We start from the raw sequence: 14,145 nt of genomic DNA on the forward strand, positions 1-14,145 counted from the left end.
GAAGCCGGCTGGCTATCGTGCAACGGGCAAGCGCATCCACACCAACCTGGAGGAACCCCCATGAACTTCGCCGACTACCAGTACATCTCGTTCGCCCGGCGCGGCCGCGTACTGGAGATCACCCTGAATCGCCCCGAACAGCTCAACGCCTTCAACGCCGGGCTACACGCCGAAATGGCGCGCGTCTTCATCGACGCCAACAACGACCCGGAATCCGAGGTCATCGTGCTGACCGGCGCCGGACGCGCGTTCTCGGCCGGGGGCGACCTTGAAGCCGTGAAGTCGGATTTCGACAATCCGGCAGCCTTCCGCGTGACCGCGCGCGAAGGCAAGCAGATCGTGTTCGCCCAGCTCGACTGCGAAAAGCCGATCATCGCCAAGGTCAATGGCCCGGCAATCGGCCTGGGCTGCAGCATCGCCCTGTTCTGCGACGTGATCTTCGCGGCGGACACCGCGAAGTTCGCCGATCCGCATGTCAACGTCGGTCTGGTGGCCGGCGATGGCGGCGCCATCATCTGGCCGCAGCTCATCGGCTATGCCCGCGCCAAGGAATACCTGCTGACTGGCGACGCGATCACTGCCACGGAAGCGGCACGCATCGGCCTGATCAACCATGCCGTGCCGTCCGCCGAGCTGGACGCGCGTGTCGACCAGTTCGCCGACCGGCTGGCCAATGGCGCGACCAACGCCATCCGCTGGACCAAGGTGGCCACCAACATCGGTCTCAAGCAGATCGCGCATTCAGTCATGGATACGTGTATGTCGTACGAATGGCTGGCCAGCAAGACCGACGACCATCGCGAAGCAGTCAGCGCCTTGCTGGAAAAGCGCAAGCCGGCGTTCACCGGCAAGTAACGGCTCCCTTGAGATGGAGGTGCAACGATGTACGGAGTGAGCGATATCCAGCGCATCGACTTCACCGGCAAGCGAGTGCTGGTGACAGGCGGCGCCAGCGGCATCGGCGCGGCGGTGGCGGCATTCTTCGTGGAAGCGGGCGCGGTGGTCTGCGCCTCCGACCTGAATGAAGTTCACCGTTCGGATGGACCGCAGATGCTGCACGGCGACGTGTCTTCCGAGGCCGACGTCGAACGGATCACCGCCGAGGCCATTGCCCACATGGGGCGGATCGATGTTCTGGTCAACAACGCCGGCGTGCTGGAGTCCGCCGCACGCACGGACCGGCAGTCTCTGTCGACGTGGCAACGCACCCTCGACATCAACCTGACGGGCACATGGCTGATGTCCAGGGCCGTCGGTGCGCACATGCTGGCGACCGGTGGCGGCGCGATCGTCAACATCGCGTCGATCTATGGTCTCGGCGGCGGCCCCGGCATCGCGGCCTACACGGCATCCAAGGCCGGAGTGGTGATGCTGACGCGCTCGCTGGCTTGCGAGTGGGCGCAGAAGGGCATTCGTGTGAACGGCGTTGCGCCCGCGATCATCCGGACACCGCCACTCGACGCCATGACCCGCGAAGGCCGGCTCGATGTCACGTCGCTCGAGCGCCGCACGCCGATGGGGCGGCTCGGCCATCCCCGCGAGGTGGCGCAGGCGGTGGCCTTTCTGGCTTCGGACTGGGCGTCGTACGTGACCGGCGTCACGCTGCCTGTGGACGGTGGATGGACGGCCTTTGGCGCGGATGGGAATGCGTCGAAGGGCGGATGATCTGCCGCTAGCTTGCTCCAAGCTCCCCCCTCCCATTTCATGGGAGAGGGGCGTAACGCGATCGCCCTACGTTGTCAGCCCGCCATCCACCATGTAGTGCGCCCCGGTCACAAACGACGCCTTTTCCGAGCACAGCCACACCACCAACTCAGCCACCTCGTCCGGCGTGGCGGCGCGGCGCAGCGCGGTGGCCGCCAGCAGCGCCGCTGACGCACCAGGCGCGGAGCCGGCGGCGATCTCGTCCGCCATGGCGGTGCTGGTCACGCCGGGACAAATGGCATTGATCCGCACGCCGTGCTTGCCATATTCCCTGGCGGCCGAGCGCGTCAGCCCGATCACGCCGTGCTTGGAGGCCGAGTATGCGGCGCTATACGGCGCGCCCTTCACACCGGCGACCGATGATGTATTGACGATCACGCCACCGCGCGCCTTCATGGCGCGCAGCTCATGCACCATGCACTGGAACACGCCAGTCAGATTGACGCCGATGACCTTGTGCCAGCTCTCCAGCCCCTGGTCCTCGGTGCGCGAAACAGGTCCCGAAATGCCGGCATTGTTGAAAGCGATATCGAGCGATCCAAAGCGGTCGAGCGCGACGCCGACCATCGCCGCGCAATCGTCATCGCGGCTCACGTCCACGCGCTGGAAGCATGCGTCGCCACCGTCTCGGACGATCTCCGCCACGACACCCCGCCCCGCTTCCGCCGACCAATCTGCCACGACGACGCGCGCGCCGGCCCGGGCGAACTGGATGGCGGCGGCGCGACCGATTCCAGCGGCACCCCCCGTCACGATGGCAACCTTGCCTTGCAGATCAAACATGATGCGTTCCAGATAAATGAAATGCCGCCCTCGCCGTGCCCGGCGGGGGCGGCAGATGGTCAGGACACGTTACGCGGACTCTGTCTGCATGCCGTTGGCCGCGCTGCGTCGGGCAGCCGCGCTATTGATGATCAGCGCCACCGAAGACAGCAGCACGAACACCATCACCACCGTGAACACGGCGGGCAGGCTGAAGCCGTCACGCAGCATGTACGCGCCGACCATCGGACCGACGATGCCGCCGAACCGGCCGATACCGTGCATCCACGAGATGCCAGTGGAGCGGCCGCTGGCCGGATAGAACGCCGCCGCGAGCGAGCCCATCGACATCAGCGCGCCACTCAGGCCAATGCCGCCTGCGAACACGCACACCGCCACCCAGGCCAGGTCCCCCCGCTGCTGCCCGACCAGCCAGATGCCGATGCCGCCCAGCGCATAGGCCAGGGCCACCACGGTGTACTTATCGAAGCGGTCCATCAGCCAGCCGAACAGGAACGTGCCGACGATGCCGCCGACGGTCAGCAGCACAGTGATGAGCTGCGAGTTCCGCAGCGAGGCCCCCATGTCCTGCACCAGCGTCGGCAGCCAGCCGACCAACAGGTAGTAGGCGAACGTGCCAAAGAAGTAAGCGGCCCACAGCAGAACGCTACCGGTGCGGAACTGCTTTGACAGCACCACGGCGACACCTTGCTTGCCGGCATCCTGCGCCTCCGGCAGCACGAAACGCGTATCGTCATCGATCGCGGCATTGGGTGCAATCCGACGCAGCACGGCGGCAATCCGATGCCCCGGGTAGCCCTTCTGCACCATGAAGTGCAGCGGCTGCGGCATCGCGGCAAGCATGAACACGGCCAGCACGATCGGCAGCACGCCGCCAATCAGGAAGACGCTGGTCCATCCGTGCGTGGGCACCATCGCCGCCGCCGTCAATCCACAGGCCGAGGCGCCGATCAGGGCGCCTACCGCGATCGCATTGACGAGGAACGCGCTCATGCGCCTTGGCGCGTACTCGTACATCAACGTGGCGGCGCCGGGAACCGCCGCGCCTACGCCAATGCCCGTGAAGAAGCGCCAGACGCCGAGCGACACGAGCGAGTTGGCCGTCATGGTGCCGAGGCTGCAGACGCCGAACAGCAGCATGGAGCCGATGATCACCGTCTTCGGGCTGGTGCGATGGTAGAGCGGGCCGGCGAGCAGCGCGCCGAGTGCCAGGCCCAGTACACCCACGCTCAGCACCGGGCCGAACGCTGCCTTGTTCACTCCCCACTCGCGCACCAGAACCGGCACAACAAAGCCAATGGCCAGGCCGTCATAGGCATCGATGGCAATCAGCAGGAAGCATGTGACCAGGATCTTCCACTGATACCGTGAGAACCGGTGTTCGTTGATGAACTGCTGCACGTCCAGCGTGCGGGACACACTCGTCATTTCGTCTCCTCAGCATTGTTGTGAGAGTCGTGCGCCGGGGGGCCGGCGCCGGTCCATGGCGCGCCCGGAAACCCGAGCAACTTGCCACTGGACGCGTTTGACGATACGCACCGCGATTGCGGTGCTCCCCTCCATATATGGGAGGGGGAACACTGCCGAGTGAGCCGATATGGCTCCAAATGCAAACGGGGCCGGGAAATGCGTGCCCTCCCGCATCCTTCCGGCCCCGCTCACGCGCCACCTCTGCCAATGCCGCGGCAGACGTGGGCATCCCTCCTTATGCCAGCCCGAAGATGCCGACGTGTTCGGTCGATTCCTCCACACGCCACAGCCCACCGCCGTTGCCTTGCAGCGCGATACGCGCGCCCTCGACCTGGCGCTTGCCGCAGTTGCCGCGAAGCTGCTCGACCAGTTCGAAGATCTGGCCCAGTCCCGTCGCACCAATCGGATGGCCCTTGGACTCCAGGCCGCCAGACGGATTCACCGGCAGCCGGCCACCGAGTGTGGTTTCGCCGCGCTCCGCCATTTCGCCGCTTGCACCAGGCTCGCACAGACCCAGCGATTCGATCGAGAGCAACTCGCCAATAGCGGTGGCGTCATGAATCTCCGCCACGTCGACATCCTTCGGCGAAATGCCGGCCTGCTCGAATGCCGCCTTGCCAGCCAGGTGAGTGCAGCCCTGATCGAATGCATCCGCTGCGCGAGCGGAGGCCGAACGCACCACGCTCGCCAGCACCTTGACCGCGCGCTTGCGGTCGAAACCGTATTTCTTCAGCGCCGATTCCGTGCAGATGATGGTTGCCGCCGCGCCGTCAGAAATCGGCGAGCACATCGGCAGCGTGATCGGATACGTGATCGGAGGCGCGGCCAGCACCTCCTCGATGCTGATCGGGTTGCGATACTGCGAGCGTTCGTTGTGCACCGAGTGCCCGTGGTTCTTCGACGACACCGCCGCAAGCTGGCGCTGGGTGATGCCGAAGCGTTCCATCAGGCCGCCGCGTCCCAGTGCCGCGTACACGTCCATGAACGGGCTGTACGGCTTCTCCGACTGCGAGCCCGGCGGCGGCACGATGCCCTTGCCCATCGCCGCCAGGTAGTTCCGGTTCTCGTCGAAGGTTTCGATGTCCCAGGCCGACTCGAACGCCGAGAACATCTTGGCCTTGTCGCTGTAGAACATCTTCTCCGCGCCCACGGCGATCGCTACGTCGGCGGCGCCGCCGCGCAGTTGCGTCACTGCCAGATTGAAGGCGTGACTCGACGAGGCGCAAGCGCCCTCGATATTGAAGATGGGGATGCTGTCGAAGCCGAGCGGCAGCAGCGCCACCTGGCCACGGATCATGTGCTGGCCATCAAAATGGCCCTGCGTGCAGTTGCCGTAGAACGCAGCCTGCACCCACTTGCGATCGCAACCCGCGTCCTTCAGCGCGCCTTCCACGGCCCAGGCGGTCAGTTGCTTGACGGTCTTGTCTGCATGTCGGCCGAACGGCGTCATGCCAACGCCAACGATATAGATGTTCTCCATGTCTCCTTACTCCAATGCTGTAGATACTTGAGATGATTGGGGGGGCTTGAGGTGCTTGGGGGTATCTGACCCGGTCAATAACCCTTGAACTCGGGCGTGCGCTTCTCCGCGAACGCGCGCAGGCCTTCGGCGATGTCGTACGAACGCTGGTGGTTACGCAACTCCAGCAGTTCGTGGCGCAGCGCATCGGCCTGTGGCTTGTCGGCCGCTTCATCGGCCACCTTCTTCATCTTGCGCAGCACCAGCGGGCTCTTCTTCGCCAGCTTGTCGCCGATGGCCTGCACACGGTCCACGAGTTCCTCGTCGGCCACCACCTCGGCCACCAGGCCGTACTGCTTCATGTCGGCCGCAGGCAGCGAATCGCCCGTGTAAAGCAGGTATTTGGCGATGTTCTGCGGGATCTTGCGCGGCAGGATGGCGGCACCGCCACCGCCGGGGAACACGCCGAAGTTCGAGTGGGCATCGCCAAAGCGCGCGCTCTGGGCGGCAATCACAAAATCGCACGCCAGCACGGTTTCCAGCCCGCCCGCAATGGCGAGGCCGTTGACGGCAGCAATAGTGGGCTTCGGGAACGCGCGCAGGGTGTCGAAGAACGCGACCAGCGTGTCCAGCAGGTCCGGCTCGCCGGGGCCCGGAGTGCCCCCTGCCTTCAGGTCGGCACCGGCGCAGAAGGCGGGACCGGTGGCGGTCACCGCCACCACGCGCACGGCTTCATCCTGCTGCCACGCGCGCAGTTGCGCGGCCATAGCCAGCGCCATGTCCTTGCTGATCGCATTGCGGGCCTCGGGGCGCATCAGGGTGATCCAGCCAACCTGACCCTTCACCGCAAAAGTTACGGGTTCGCTCATGTCTTCTCCTTGTTCCAATGTGCTATTGCCGACAGCATTTCTGGTTGGAAGCAAGGTACGTCAGCGGCATGGTTGCCTGCCCCTCCCCTTGCGGACGTGAGCAGCGACATATGCCGGATATCGCACGTAGTCGCGCATACCCGGTAACACCCCCATTCCCAAAACGGGTGGCGGGTCGCCATAATGTGCTGTCACTCATGTGCCATCACTACGCCCCTGGCTGGTACCCCTACGCCGGTGTCAAAGGCGAATCCCTCCTGGCAAGCATCCACGATGAATTCCGACAACCTCCTGGTGGCGACTAAGTTCTCCCCACCGCGCATCAGCCCTCGCCACATTCCGCGTGAGCATTTGCTCGCCCGTCTGCGCGATACGAAGGACTGCACTGTCACCCTGCTCACCGGCGGCGCTGGCTTCGGCAAGACCATCCTGCTCGCGCAGTGGCGACAGGAGCTGATGCGCGCCGGCATCGACGTGGCGTGGCTGTCGCTCAGTCATGACGACAGGCAGTTTTCGAGTTTCTGTACCTATCTGATGACGGCGTTCCAGCGTCTGGGCATGCGCGCTGACTACGTGGTGCCCGATGCCGCAGGCAGCGAGCAGTCGATGGAGGCACTGGTGGCCGTGGCGACCAGTGCCCTCGAGGAAGTCGAGCGCGAGCTGTACCTGCTGATCGACGACTACCAGTACGCGGAGGCACCTGCCGCTCACCGCCTGATGCAGAAGCTGCTCGATCACTGCCCCGCCAACCTGCATTTCGTGATCGCGTCGCGCACCATGCCGCCGCTTAGCCTGGGTCGGCTGCGCATGCAGGGTCAGGTGTCCGAGATCGACTTCGCAGACCTGCCGTTCGGCCTCGATGAAACGCGCGTGTTCTTCGACCAGAGCCTCAGCACGCTGAAGCTGACGGCAGACGAAGTGCGCCTGATCCACGATCTGACCAACGGCTGGCCGGCATGCCTGCAACCGGTGGCGACGATGCTGCGTATCCGGCCTGGCAAGCGGACCAACCTGCGCTCGCTACTCTGGAAATCGGCGGACCTGCAGTCCTATCTCGCAGAGGATGTGGTGGCGTACCTGCCGCCGGCACTGACGGCATTCATGGAGAAACTGTCTGTCTTTCGCCGCTTCAATGCTGGCCTGGCGGAGGCCGTCACGGAAAACCCCGATGCGGCGGATCTCATCAAGCGCGCCGAGGACGAGAACCTGCTGATCTATCGTGTGGAGACCGACGATCCGTCGCCGTGGTACCGCTTTCATCCACTGTTCGGCGAGTTCCTCGCCCAGCGCCTTGCCCAACAGGGCAAGGAGGCAGTGGAAGCCGTGCACCGCCGCGCGAGCCGCTGGTTTGCCGCGCAGGACCTGCTTGTGGAAGCCGTGCGCCACGCCAGCCTGGGCGGTGACCTGGACTTCGCCGCCGATGCGATGGAGCAAGCCGCCACCCGCTCGACCTGGAGCATGTCGTACATCGGCCCGTTGCTGTACATGATCGATCGCCTGCCACAGGAAACGCTGTTCTCGCATCCGCGCCTGTTCTTCCTAGGCTGCATGGCCCATGCCTTCACCGGCCGGGCCGATAAGGCCGAACGCTGGCTGGAACAGATCCGTCGCACGGAAGCCGCCAAGATTCCGGCCATTTCGTCGAAGTTTCCGATCATCGACTCTTCCGTGGCCGTGGAGCGCGACGATCTGCAGCGCGTGATCGAGGTGCTGGAGCCGCTGTGCAACGCGCCGATGGAGAACGCGTCGCTGCGCTACGCGTGCCTGGTTGGGCTTGCGGTTGCCTATCTCGCCGTCGGCCGACTGGACGACACGCGTGAGCTGTTCGACGCCAACCCTATCGCCCCCGAGGACCGCGACAACGATATGGCGATGGTCTTCGAAAGCCGCCGCGCGCAGACCTGCCTGTTCGCGGGCGACGTGCGGGAAGCCGAACGGCTGGGCGCGAGCACGCTGGCCCGCGCGGAGGCCAGGTACGGCCGCGCATCGCTGCCGGCCAACCTGTGCGCGGATACCCTCGCCTTCGCCAGCTACGAGCTCGACCACATCGACGATGCGCGCGAGGCGCTCGCCAACCGTGCCGGGATGATGCAATCGTCGTGGCCCGACGTGATGACACAGTCGTCGATCTGCCGTGCGCGACTCGACTTCCTGCAGGACGCGCCGGAGACCGCCCTCGCCTTCCTCGAGGCACAGGCCGCGCACTTCCATCTGCTTGGCCTTGATCGTGCGCTGGCGTACATGCTGGCCGAGCAGATCCGCATCCTGCTGACCACCGGTGAGCAGCGCCGCGCCAGGGAACTGGCAACGCGGCTCGAAGGGCTGCGCCACACGCATGAGAACGGCACCGGGGCATTTGTCCAGATCCCAGCCATCGCGGCGCTGGTCCGCGCACGTCTGGCGCTGGCCGACTCCAATCCGCGTGACGCGCTGGCGGCGCTGGCCGAGGTGAGACGCTTCGGCGAGAAGTATGGCCGTGGCCAGACGCTGGTGGTGGCCGACCTGCTGGCTGCCGTGGCGCATGATGGACTTCAGCAGCACGACCAAACGACACGCTGCCTGACCGATGCGGTCACGCTTGCCGCAAAGCTCGGGCTGGTCCGGACGCTGCTCGACACCAAGGAGCAGACAGCCGGATTACTCGCCGGGCTTCAGGATGCCGACAGCCTGCCAGAGCCGGAGGCACGCTACCTCGCCGATATCCTGGCGAGGATGACGCCGGGCGCGGCGCGTCCGGAACCCGCACCAGTGAGCGCCGTGGCAAGCGCCGCCACCCGTATCGCGCCAGATGCCGAACGGGGCCCGCTCACGCCACGCGAACTGGAGATCCTCACGCTGATCGCCGAGGCGATGTCGAACAAGCGAATCGCGCTGACGCTCAACATCACGTTCGGCACGGTGAAATGGAATGTGAAGAACATCCTGGCCAAGCTGGGCGTATCAAGCCGCTATGACGCGATCGCGCTGGCCCGGCAACGTGGGCTTCTGAAGTAGCCATCCATGAAAAAAGGGCCAGCTCGTGGCTGGCCCCTCTCCCTTATCACCGGGCAACGGTCAGATGCCGACCGCCCCGGCTCCCCCTCCGATCGTTCCGCCTCAGCGCGCGCCCAGCGCACGCGAAATGATGACCTTCTGGATGTGGCTGGTGCCCTCGTAGATCTTGGTCACGCGGGCGTCCCGGTAGTACCGCTCGACCGGGAAGTCGGTCAGGTAGCCATAGCCGCCGTGGATCTGGATCGCGTCCGAGCACACCTTCTCGGCGATCTCGCTGGCGAACAGCTTTGCCATCGACGCCTCTTTCGCACAGGGAACGCCCGCGGCTTGCAGGCGTGCGGCATGCAGCGTGAACTGGCGCGCCACTTCCACCTGGGTGGCCATGTCCGCCAGATCAAACGCCACGCCCTGCAGGTTGATGATCGGCCGCCCATAGGCCTCACGTTCGTTTGCGTACTGGACGGCCGCCTCGAGCGCGGCGCGGGCAACGCCGCAAGCCACCGCCGCAATACCGATACGGCCTTCGGACAGCATGCTCATCACGCGCTTGTACCCGGCGCCCTCCTCGCCCAGCAGATTTTCGGCGGGCACGCGATGGTCATCGAGCTGGATCGCGGCGACCTGCGCCGAGCGTTGACCGAGCTTGTCCTCGACGCGCGTCACGATGTAACCGGGTTCACGCGGATCGACGATGAACAGGCTCGGCCCCTTCTTGCCTTCCGGCGTCTCGGTGACTGCCGCGATAGCAAGGCCGACGCCGGCCTCGTTGCCGTTCGAGATGAACTGCTTGCTGCCGTTCAACACATAGTGATTGCCATCGCGTCGCGCCGTGGTGCGGAAGGCCCCGGTATCCGAGCCCGCCTGCGGCTCGGTCAGCAGGCCCGCGACGATGGTCTCGCCGGACGCCATGCCGGGCAGGTACTTGCGCTTCTGTGCCTCGGTGCCGGCATGCACCACCGCGCCTGCCAGCCCGTTGTGGACGTGCAGGATGGTGGCAAAGCCCGCGTCGGCAGCAGCGAATTCCTCGATGGCCAGGCAGTACTCCGGGAAGGTGGCAGCGGAGCCGCCGTACTCTTCGGGAACGTGCATGCCGAGAAAGCCGAGTTCGCCTACGGCCTTCAATTCGCTGCGCGGCCACGCACCGCTGCGATCGCGCTCGGCGGCGGTGGCGGCAACGACTTCCTGCGCCACCTTGCGGGCAGCATCGCGGATCATGACTTCCTGCTCGCTCAGGAGCACGGCGGATGTATCGCTCATTTCTCTTTCTCCTTGGTTCGTTTCAGTCGTTCTGGCTGTCTCAGGCAAACGCGCGCACGATCGACTCGGCCACGCACACGGGCTTGTCGCCGCCTTCCATCTCGACTGTCATCTCGTAGGTCAGTTGCGCACCGTTGTTGTCCAGCGGCTCGAAGCTCAGCAGTTTGAAGTGCGCACGCAGCCGACTGTTGACCGGTACCGGCTTCAGGAAGCGCACGCGATTCAGGCCGTAGTTGACGCCCATCCTGATGTCGCGAATCGCAAAGGCTCGCGTGGTGAAGACCGGCAACAGGCTCAGGGTCAGGAAGCCATGGGCGATCGGCGCGCCGAACGGACCCTTGGCGGCGCGCTCCGGGTCCACGTGAATCCATTGGTGATCGCCGGTAGCGTCGGCGAACATCTGGATGCGCTGCTGATCGATGATGACCCAGTCGCTGGTGCCAACCACCTCGCCAATCAGGGACTGCATCTGGGCCAATGTTTCGTAGGTCTTCATGGTGTCGTTCATTCCGAATGTGGGTGATGGCTCGGATATCGCTCAGGCAGCGATTTCTAGCGGTTCGGTGTCAGGTTCGGCGCGAAGTTCGGTCTGCAGCGCAGTGGCGCAGGCTGCTTCGTGCGCATCGCTGCCACCGAGCAGCGCGTCCGCCACCACTGCGTGCTTGTAGTAATGGCCAACCGAGTACTCCTCGGTCATGCCAATGCCGCCGTGGAGCTGGATGCCTTGGCCGCAGATGAACTTCGCCGTGCGGCAAATCAGCATCTTGGCCGCCGACAGCGCCTTCAACTGCTTCGGTGCATCGTCATTGGCCAGCGAGGCCAGTGCAGCGTGCAGCATCGATCGCGCCACTTCCAGTTCCGCGGCCATGTCGGCCATGCGGTGCTGCAGGACTTGAAAGGTGCCGATTGGCGCGCCGAACTGCTGCCGCGTTTTCAGATACTCGGCAGTCATTTCGATGGTCTTCTCCATCGCGCCGATCAGATCGGCGCAGAGCGCGACCGTGCCCGCGGCCAGACCGGCCCGGAGCGCCCGTAGCCCCTGTCCCGGCTCACCCAGTACGGCGTCGGCCCGGACCTGGACGGCATCGAATGTCAGTGCCTCGACCCAGCTTCCGTCATGCAATGGCAACGCCCGACGGCTCAAACCCTGGGTATCGGCATCCACCAGCAGCAGCGTGACGCCCGGCGTGTCGGGGATCTGGGCCGAAACGATGAACAGTGATGCGCCGACGGCGCCCTGCACGAGCGACTTGCATCCATGCAGCACATAGCCGTCGCCGTCGCGTTCCGCACGCAGGCCCACCGGCTCCGGCATGCCACGCGATGCGGGTTCGCTGTACGCCAGCGCGATACGCAGCGCACCGGCGCCAACCAGCGGCAACAGGTACGCCTTCTGCGCTTCGGTGCCGCCGGCCACCAGCGTCTGCGCGGCCAGTACGGCGCAGCCGAGGTAAGGCTCGACGACCAGCCCGCGCCCGAGCTCCTGCGCAATGATCGCGGTGTCGAGCAGTGATCCGCCGAGGCCGCCGTAGGCCTCCGGCAGCGCGGCCATCAGCCAGCCGTTCTCCGCGAACGTGCTCCAGTTGGCCGCGATGCCGCTGCCGCCCGCCGTCAGCAGCGCGGCGCGCGCATCAAAGCTGTACTCCCGCTCGATGAAGCGGCGGACGCTGTCCTGCAACAGTCGCTGTTCCGAATTCAGTTCGAAATCCATGCTGTCTCCTATTCCCTGATCCTGGCGATCGCCTGCGCCAGGACGGCGCTCGGTGCCATGTGTGAGGCTCATCTTAGTGAGGCGCCGCGTGTTGCTCCCCCCCCTTTCTTGCAGGGGAGGCGCATCCGGGATGGATTCGTGTTGGCCGCTCCCAGCCACTCCCCCTCTCCACGGGAGAGGGGCAATCCGGAAATCGGCGCTCCTACACTGGGTCGGACCCAATCCCAACAAGAGCGCCACGGAGACAACGATGAAGATGGACTTTGCCCGCGTCATGGGGCAGGCCGCCACGCAGTTCGCCGACAAGGAAGCCCTCGTAAATATCGAGCGCAACCGGCGATACACCTTCCGCGAGCTGCACCGGCTGACCAACCTTATTGCCAACATGATGCGCAGTCGGCTTGGCTTGCGCCGTGGCGATGTCGCGCTCTGCATCCTGGAAAACGACAATCTCTCGTTGCTGCATGCGTGGACCGCCTTCAAGGGCGATTCCGCCTTGGCCCATACCAACATCCGCGATGCGTTCGACGAGCACCGCTGGCAGGTCGAGTTCATCCGACCCAAGGTCGTCTTCATCGAGACTGCGCTGCTGGATCGCTACGGCGACATGCTGTGCGAGCACGGCGCAACCGTGGTCTGCATGGACCCGATCCCGGCGCCGCGCGAGGGCATCCACTACTTCTGGGATCTTCTGGAAGGGGTATCCGATGGGGAACCCGGCATCCAGTCGGACACCTGCTCGGACGTCCTGATCTACCGCTTCACCGGCGGCACCACCGGCAGGAGCAAGTGCGCCCAGTACACCATCGACAACTGGCTCGCGGCACGCGACACGATGTATGCCGATGAAGAGCAAGGCGTGGCGCTGAACCGCAATACGCGCTACCTCCACATCGCGCCAGTTAGCCACGGCTCCGGCCTTTCGTTCCTGCCCACGATGTTCCGCGGTGGCTGCACCTTGACGCAGAACGCCGCCGACCTCAAGGCGTGGTGCCGCAATGTCGAAGCCGAAAGAGTCACCACTACGCTGATGGTGCCAACGCTGGTGAACTGGCTGCTGGATCTGCCCGAAGCCTCGCGGCATGATCTTTCCAGCCTGCGCACGCTCTATTACGGTGCGGCCCCGATGAGCCCCGCCAAGCTGGCCCAGGCGCAACAGCGTTTCGGCAACATTTTTTTCCAGCTCTATGGCGCCACCGAGTGCGCACAGGCGGTTTGCACGCTGACACCGTCCGACCACCTGACCGCGGTGGAGACCGGCCGGCTCGCGTCCGCCGGCAGACCGACCATCGGCATCGAACTGCGGATCGTCGACACCGATGGCAACGATGTTCCACCTGGCACCACCGGCGAACTCTGGCTGCGCGGGCGCGGCACGATCAGCGGCTACCACGCCAACCCGGAAGGCACCGCGGCCGAGTTCCACGACGGATTCTGGAAATCGGGCGATCTAGGTTACGTCGACGACGCGGGCTACGTGTTCATCGTCGACCGCAAGAAGGACGTGATCATCACTGGCGGCTTCAACGTGTATGCCGTCGAGGTCGAGGCATCGCTCAACGCGCACCCCGCCGTTTCCATGTCCGCGGTGGTCGGCGTGCCCAATGACAAATGGGGCGAAGCCGTGCACGCGGAGGTAGTACTGAAGTCCGACGCGTCGGTTGATCCGCAAGCGCTGATCGAACACGTCAAGGAAAAGCTCGGCCGCTTCAAGGCGCCCAAGACTGTGGCGGTGGTCGAGGCCCTGCCCGTCAGTGCGGTCGGCAAGGTCCTGCGTCGGCACGTTCGCGAGAAGTACTGGAAGGATCAGTCCCGCCGCGTGTCCTGACTTTCGCGGGCATGCGGACGCGATTCTTGCGCCCGCATGCCCGCACCTGTTCCACGTGTTGTCTCCACGT

11 protein-coding genes are annotated in these 14,145 nt (G+C 65.1%); 4 read left to right on the forward strand and 7 right to left on the reverse strand.

The annotated features are described in order from the left end of the window. Positions 1 to 60 precede the first annotated feature (60 nt). Together B2246_RS13870 and B2246_RS13875 are read left to right on the forward strand one after the other, a co-directional pair. Positions 61 to 855 (forward strand): enoyl-CoA hydratase/isomerase family protein, encoded by a 795-nt coding sequence (locus tag B2246_RS13870; protein ID WP_008652519.1) that lies wholly within the window; start codon positions 61 to 63, stop codon positions 853 to 855. Positions 856 to 882: 27 nt separating this feature from the next. Beyond that, positions 883 to 1,665 carry an SDR family NAD(P)-dependent oxidoreductase gene (locus tag B2246_RS13875; RefSeq protein ID WP_286882311.1) on the forward strand — a complete coding sequence of 261 codons (783 nt, stop codon included), beginning with the start codon at positions 883 to 885 and terminating at the stop codon, positions 1,663 to 1,665. 66 nt (positions 1,666 to 1,731) lie between these two features. On the opposite strand, the gene B2246_RS13880 is transcribed toward B2246_RS13875, so the two are convergent. The 4 genes from B2246_RS13880 to B2246_RS13895 all read right to left on the reverse strand — a co-directional run bounded on the left by B2246_RS13880 (position 1,732) and on the right by B2246_RS13895 (position 6,285). Next, complete coding sequence (locus tag B2246_RS13880; RefSeq protein WP_286882312.1) at positions 1,732 to 2,487, reverse strand: SDR family NAD(P)-dependent oxidoreductase; 756 nt, start codon at positions 2,485 to 2,487, stop codon at positions 1,732 to 1,734. Between the two features lie 69 nt (positions 2,488 to 2,556). Beyond that, complete coding sequence (locus B2246_RS13885; protein ID WP_286882313.1) at positions 2,557 to 3,915, reverse strand: MFS transporter; 1,359 nt, start codon at positions 3,913 to 3,915, stop codon at positions 2,557 to 2,559. 277 nt (positions 3,916 to 4,192) lie between these two features. Beyond that, positions 4,193 to 5,437 (reverse strand): thiolase family protein, encoded by a 1,245-nt coding sequence (locus B2246_RS13890; protein WP_286882314.1) that lies wholly within the window; start codon positions 5,435 to 5,437, stop codon positions 4,193 to 4,195. Between the two features lie 74 nt (positions 5,438 to 5,511). Next, positions 5,512 to 6,285 carry an enoyl-CoA hydratase/isomerase family protein gene (locus B2246_RS13895; protein ID WP_008652512.1) on the reverse strand — a complete coding sequence of 258 codons (774 nt, stop codon included), beginning with the start codon at positions 6,283 to 6,285 and terminating at the stop codon, positions 5,512 to 5,514. A 273-nt stretch (positions 6,286 to 6,558) separates the two neighbouring features. On the opposite strand from B2246_RS13895, the gene B2246_RS13900 reads away from it, so the two are divergent. After that, a complete protein-coding gene (locus B2246_RS13900; RefSeq protein ID WP_186425588.1) occupies positions 6,559 to 9,279 on the forward strand; it encodes a LuxR C-terminal-related transcriptional regulator in 2,721 nt (906 codons plus the stop codon). 102 nt (positions 9,280 to 9,381) lie between these two features. Here the strand turns inward: B2246_RS13900 and B2246_RS13905 are convergent, their stop codons facing one another. Genes B2246_RS13905 through B2246_RS13915 form a run of 3 tightly spaced genes read right to left on the reverse strand, consistent with a single transcriptional unit; the run spans position 9,382 to position 12,247 of the window. Beyond that, positions 9,382 to 10,518, reverse strand: a complete 1,137-nt coding sequence (locus B2246_RS13905; protein ID WP_200876311.1) for an acyl-CoA dehydrogenase family protein — start codon at positions 10,516 to 10,518, stop codon at positions 9,382 to 9,384. A 58-nt stretch (positions 10,519 to 10,576) separates the two neighbouring features. Then, the gene (locus B2246_RS13910) at positions 10,577 to 11,032 is read right to left on the reverse strand and encodes a MaoC family dehydratase (protein WP_035884161.1); all 456 of its coding nucleotides are present in this window, start codon (positions 11,030 to 11,032) and stop codon (positions 10,577 to 10,579) included. 42 nt (positions 11,033 to 11,074) lie between these two features. Then, a complete protein-coding gene (locus B2246_RS13915; protein WP_008652502.1) occupies positions 11,075 to 12,247 on the reverse strand; it encodes an acyl-CoA dehydrogenase family protein in 1,173 nt (390 codons plus the stop codon). 250 nt (positions 12,248 to 12,497) lie between these two features. Between B2246_RS13915 and B2246_RS13920 the strand changes: the two genes are divergently transcribed. After that, a complete protein-coding gene (locus B2246_RS13920; RefSeq protein ID WP_008652500.1) occupies positions 12,498 to 14,075 on the forward strand; it encodes a class I adenylate-forming enzyme family protein in 1,578 nt (525 codons plus the stop codon). The last annotated feature ends 70 nt before the right edge of the window (positions 14,076 to 14,145 follow it).

This window comes from Cupriavidus sp. UBA2010 (assembly GCF_002335265.1).
GTDB classification, from domain to species: domain Bacteria; phylum Pseudomonadota; class Gammaproteobacteria; order Burkholderiales; family Burkholderiaceae; genus Cupriavidus; species Cupriavidus metallidurans.

What these genes read in the sequence shown, in the direction of transcription:
- B2246_RS13890 (WP_286882314.1), bottom strand. Translation starts at nt 5,437, where the DNA reads ATGGAGAACATCTATATCGTTGGCGTTGGCATGACGCCGTTCGGCCGA.
- B2246_RS13915 (WP_008652502.1), bottom strand. Translation starts at nt 12,247, where the DNA reads ATGGATTTCGAACTGAATTCGGAACAGCGACTGTTGCAGGACAGCGTC.
- B2246_RS13880 (WP_286882312.1), bottom strand. Translation starts at nt 2,487, where the DNA reads ATGTTTGATCTGCAAGGCAAGGTTGCCATCGTGACGGGGGGTGCCGCT.
- B2246_RS13870 (WP_008652519.1), top strand. Translation starts at nt 61, where the DNA reads ATGAACTTCGCCGACTACCAGTACATCTCGTTCGCCCGGCGCGGCCGC.
- B2246_RS13895 (WP_008652512.1), bottom strand. Translation starts at nt 6,285, where the DNA reads ATGAGCGAACCCGTAACTTTTGCGGTGAAGGGTCAGGTTGGCTGGATC.
- B2246_RS13875 (WP_286882311.1), top strand. Translation starts at nt 883, where the DNA reads ATGTACGGAGTGAGCGATATCCAGCGCATCGACTTCACCGGCAAGCGA.
- B2246_RS13900 (WP_186425588.1), top strand. Translation starts at nt 6,559, where the DNA reads ATGAATTCCGACAACCTCCTGGTGGCGACTAAGTTCTCCCCACCGCGC.
- B2246_RS13910 (WP_035884161.1), bottom strand. Translation starts at nt 11,032, where the DNA reads ATGAAGACCTACGAAACATTGGCCCAGATGCAGTCCCTGATTGGCGAG.
- B2246_RS13885 (WP_286882313.1), bottom strand. Translation starts at nt 3,915, where the DNA reads ATGACGAGTGTGTCCCGCACGCTGGACGTGCAGCAGTTCATCAACGAA.
- B2246_RS13920 (WP_008652500.1), top strand. Translation starts at nt 12,498, where the DNA reads ATGAAGATGGACTTTGCCCGCGTCATGGGGCAGGCCGCCACGCAGTTC.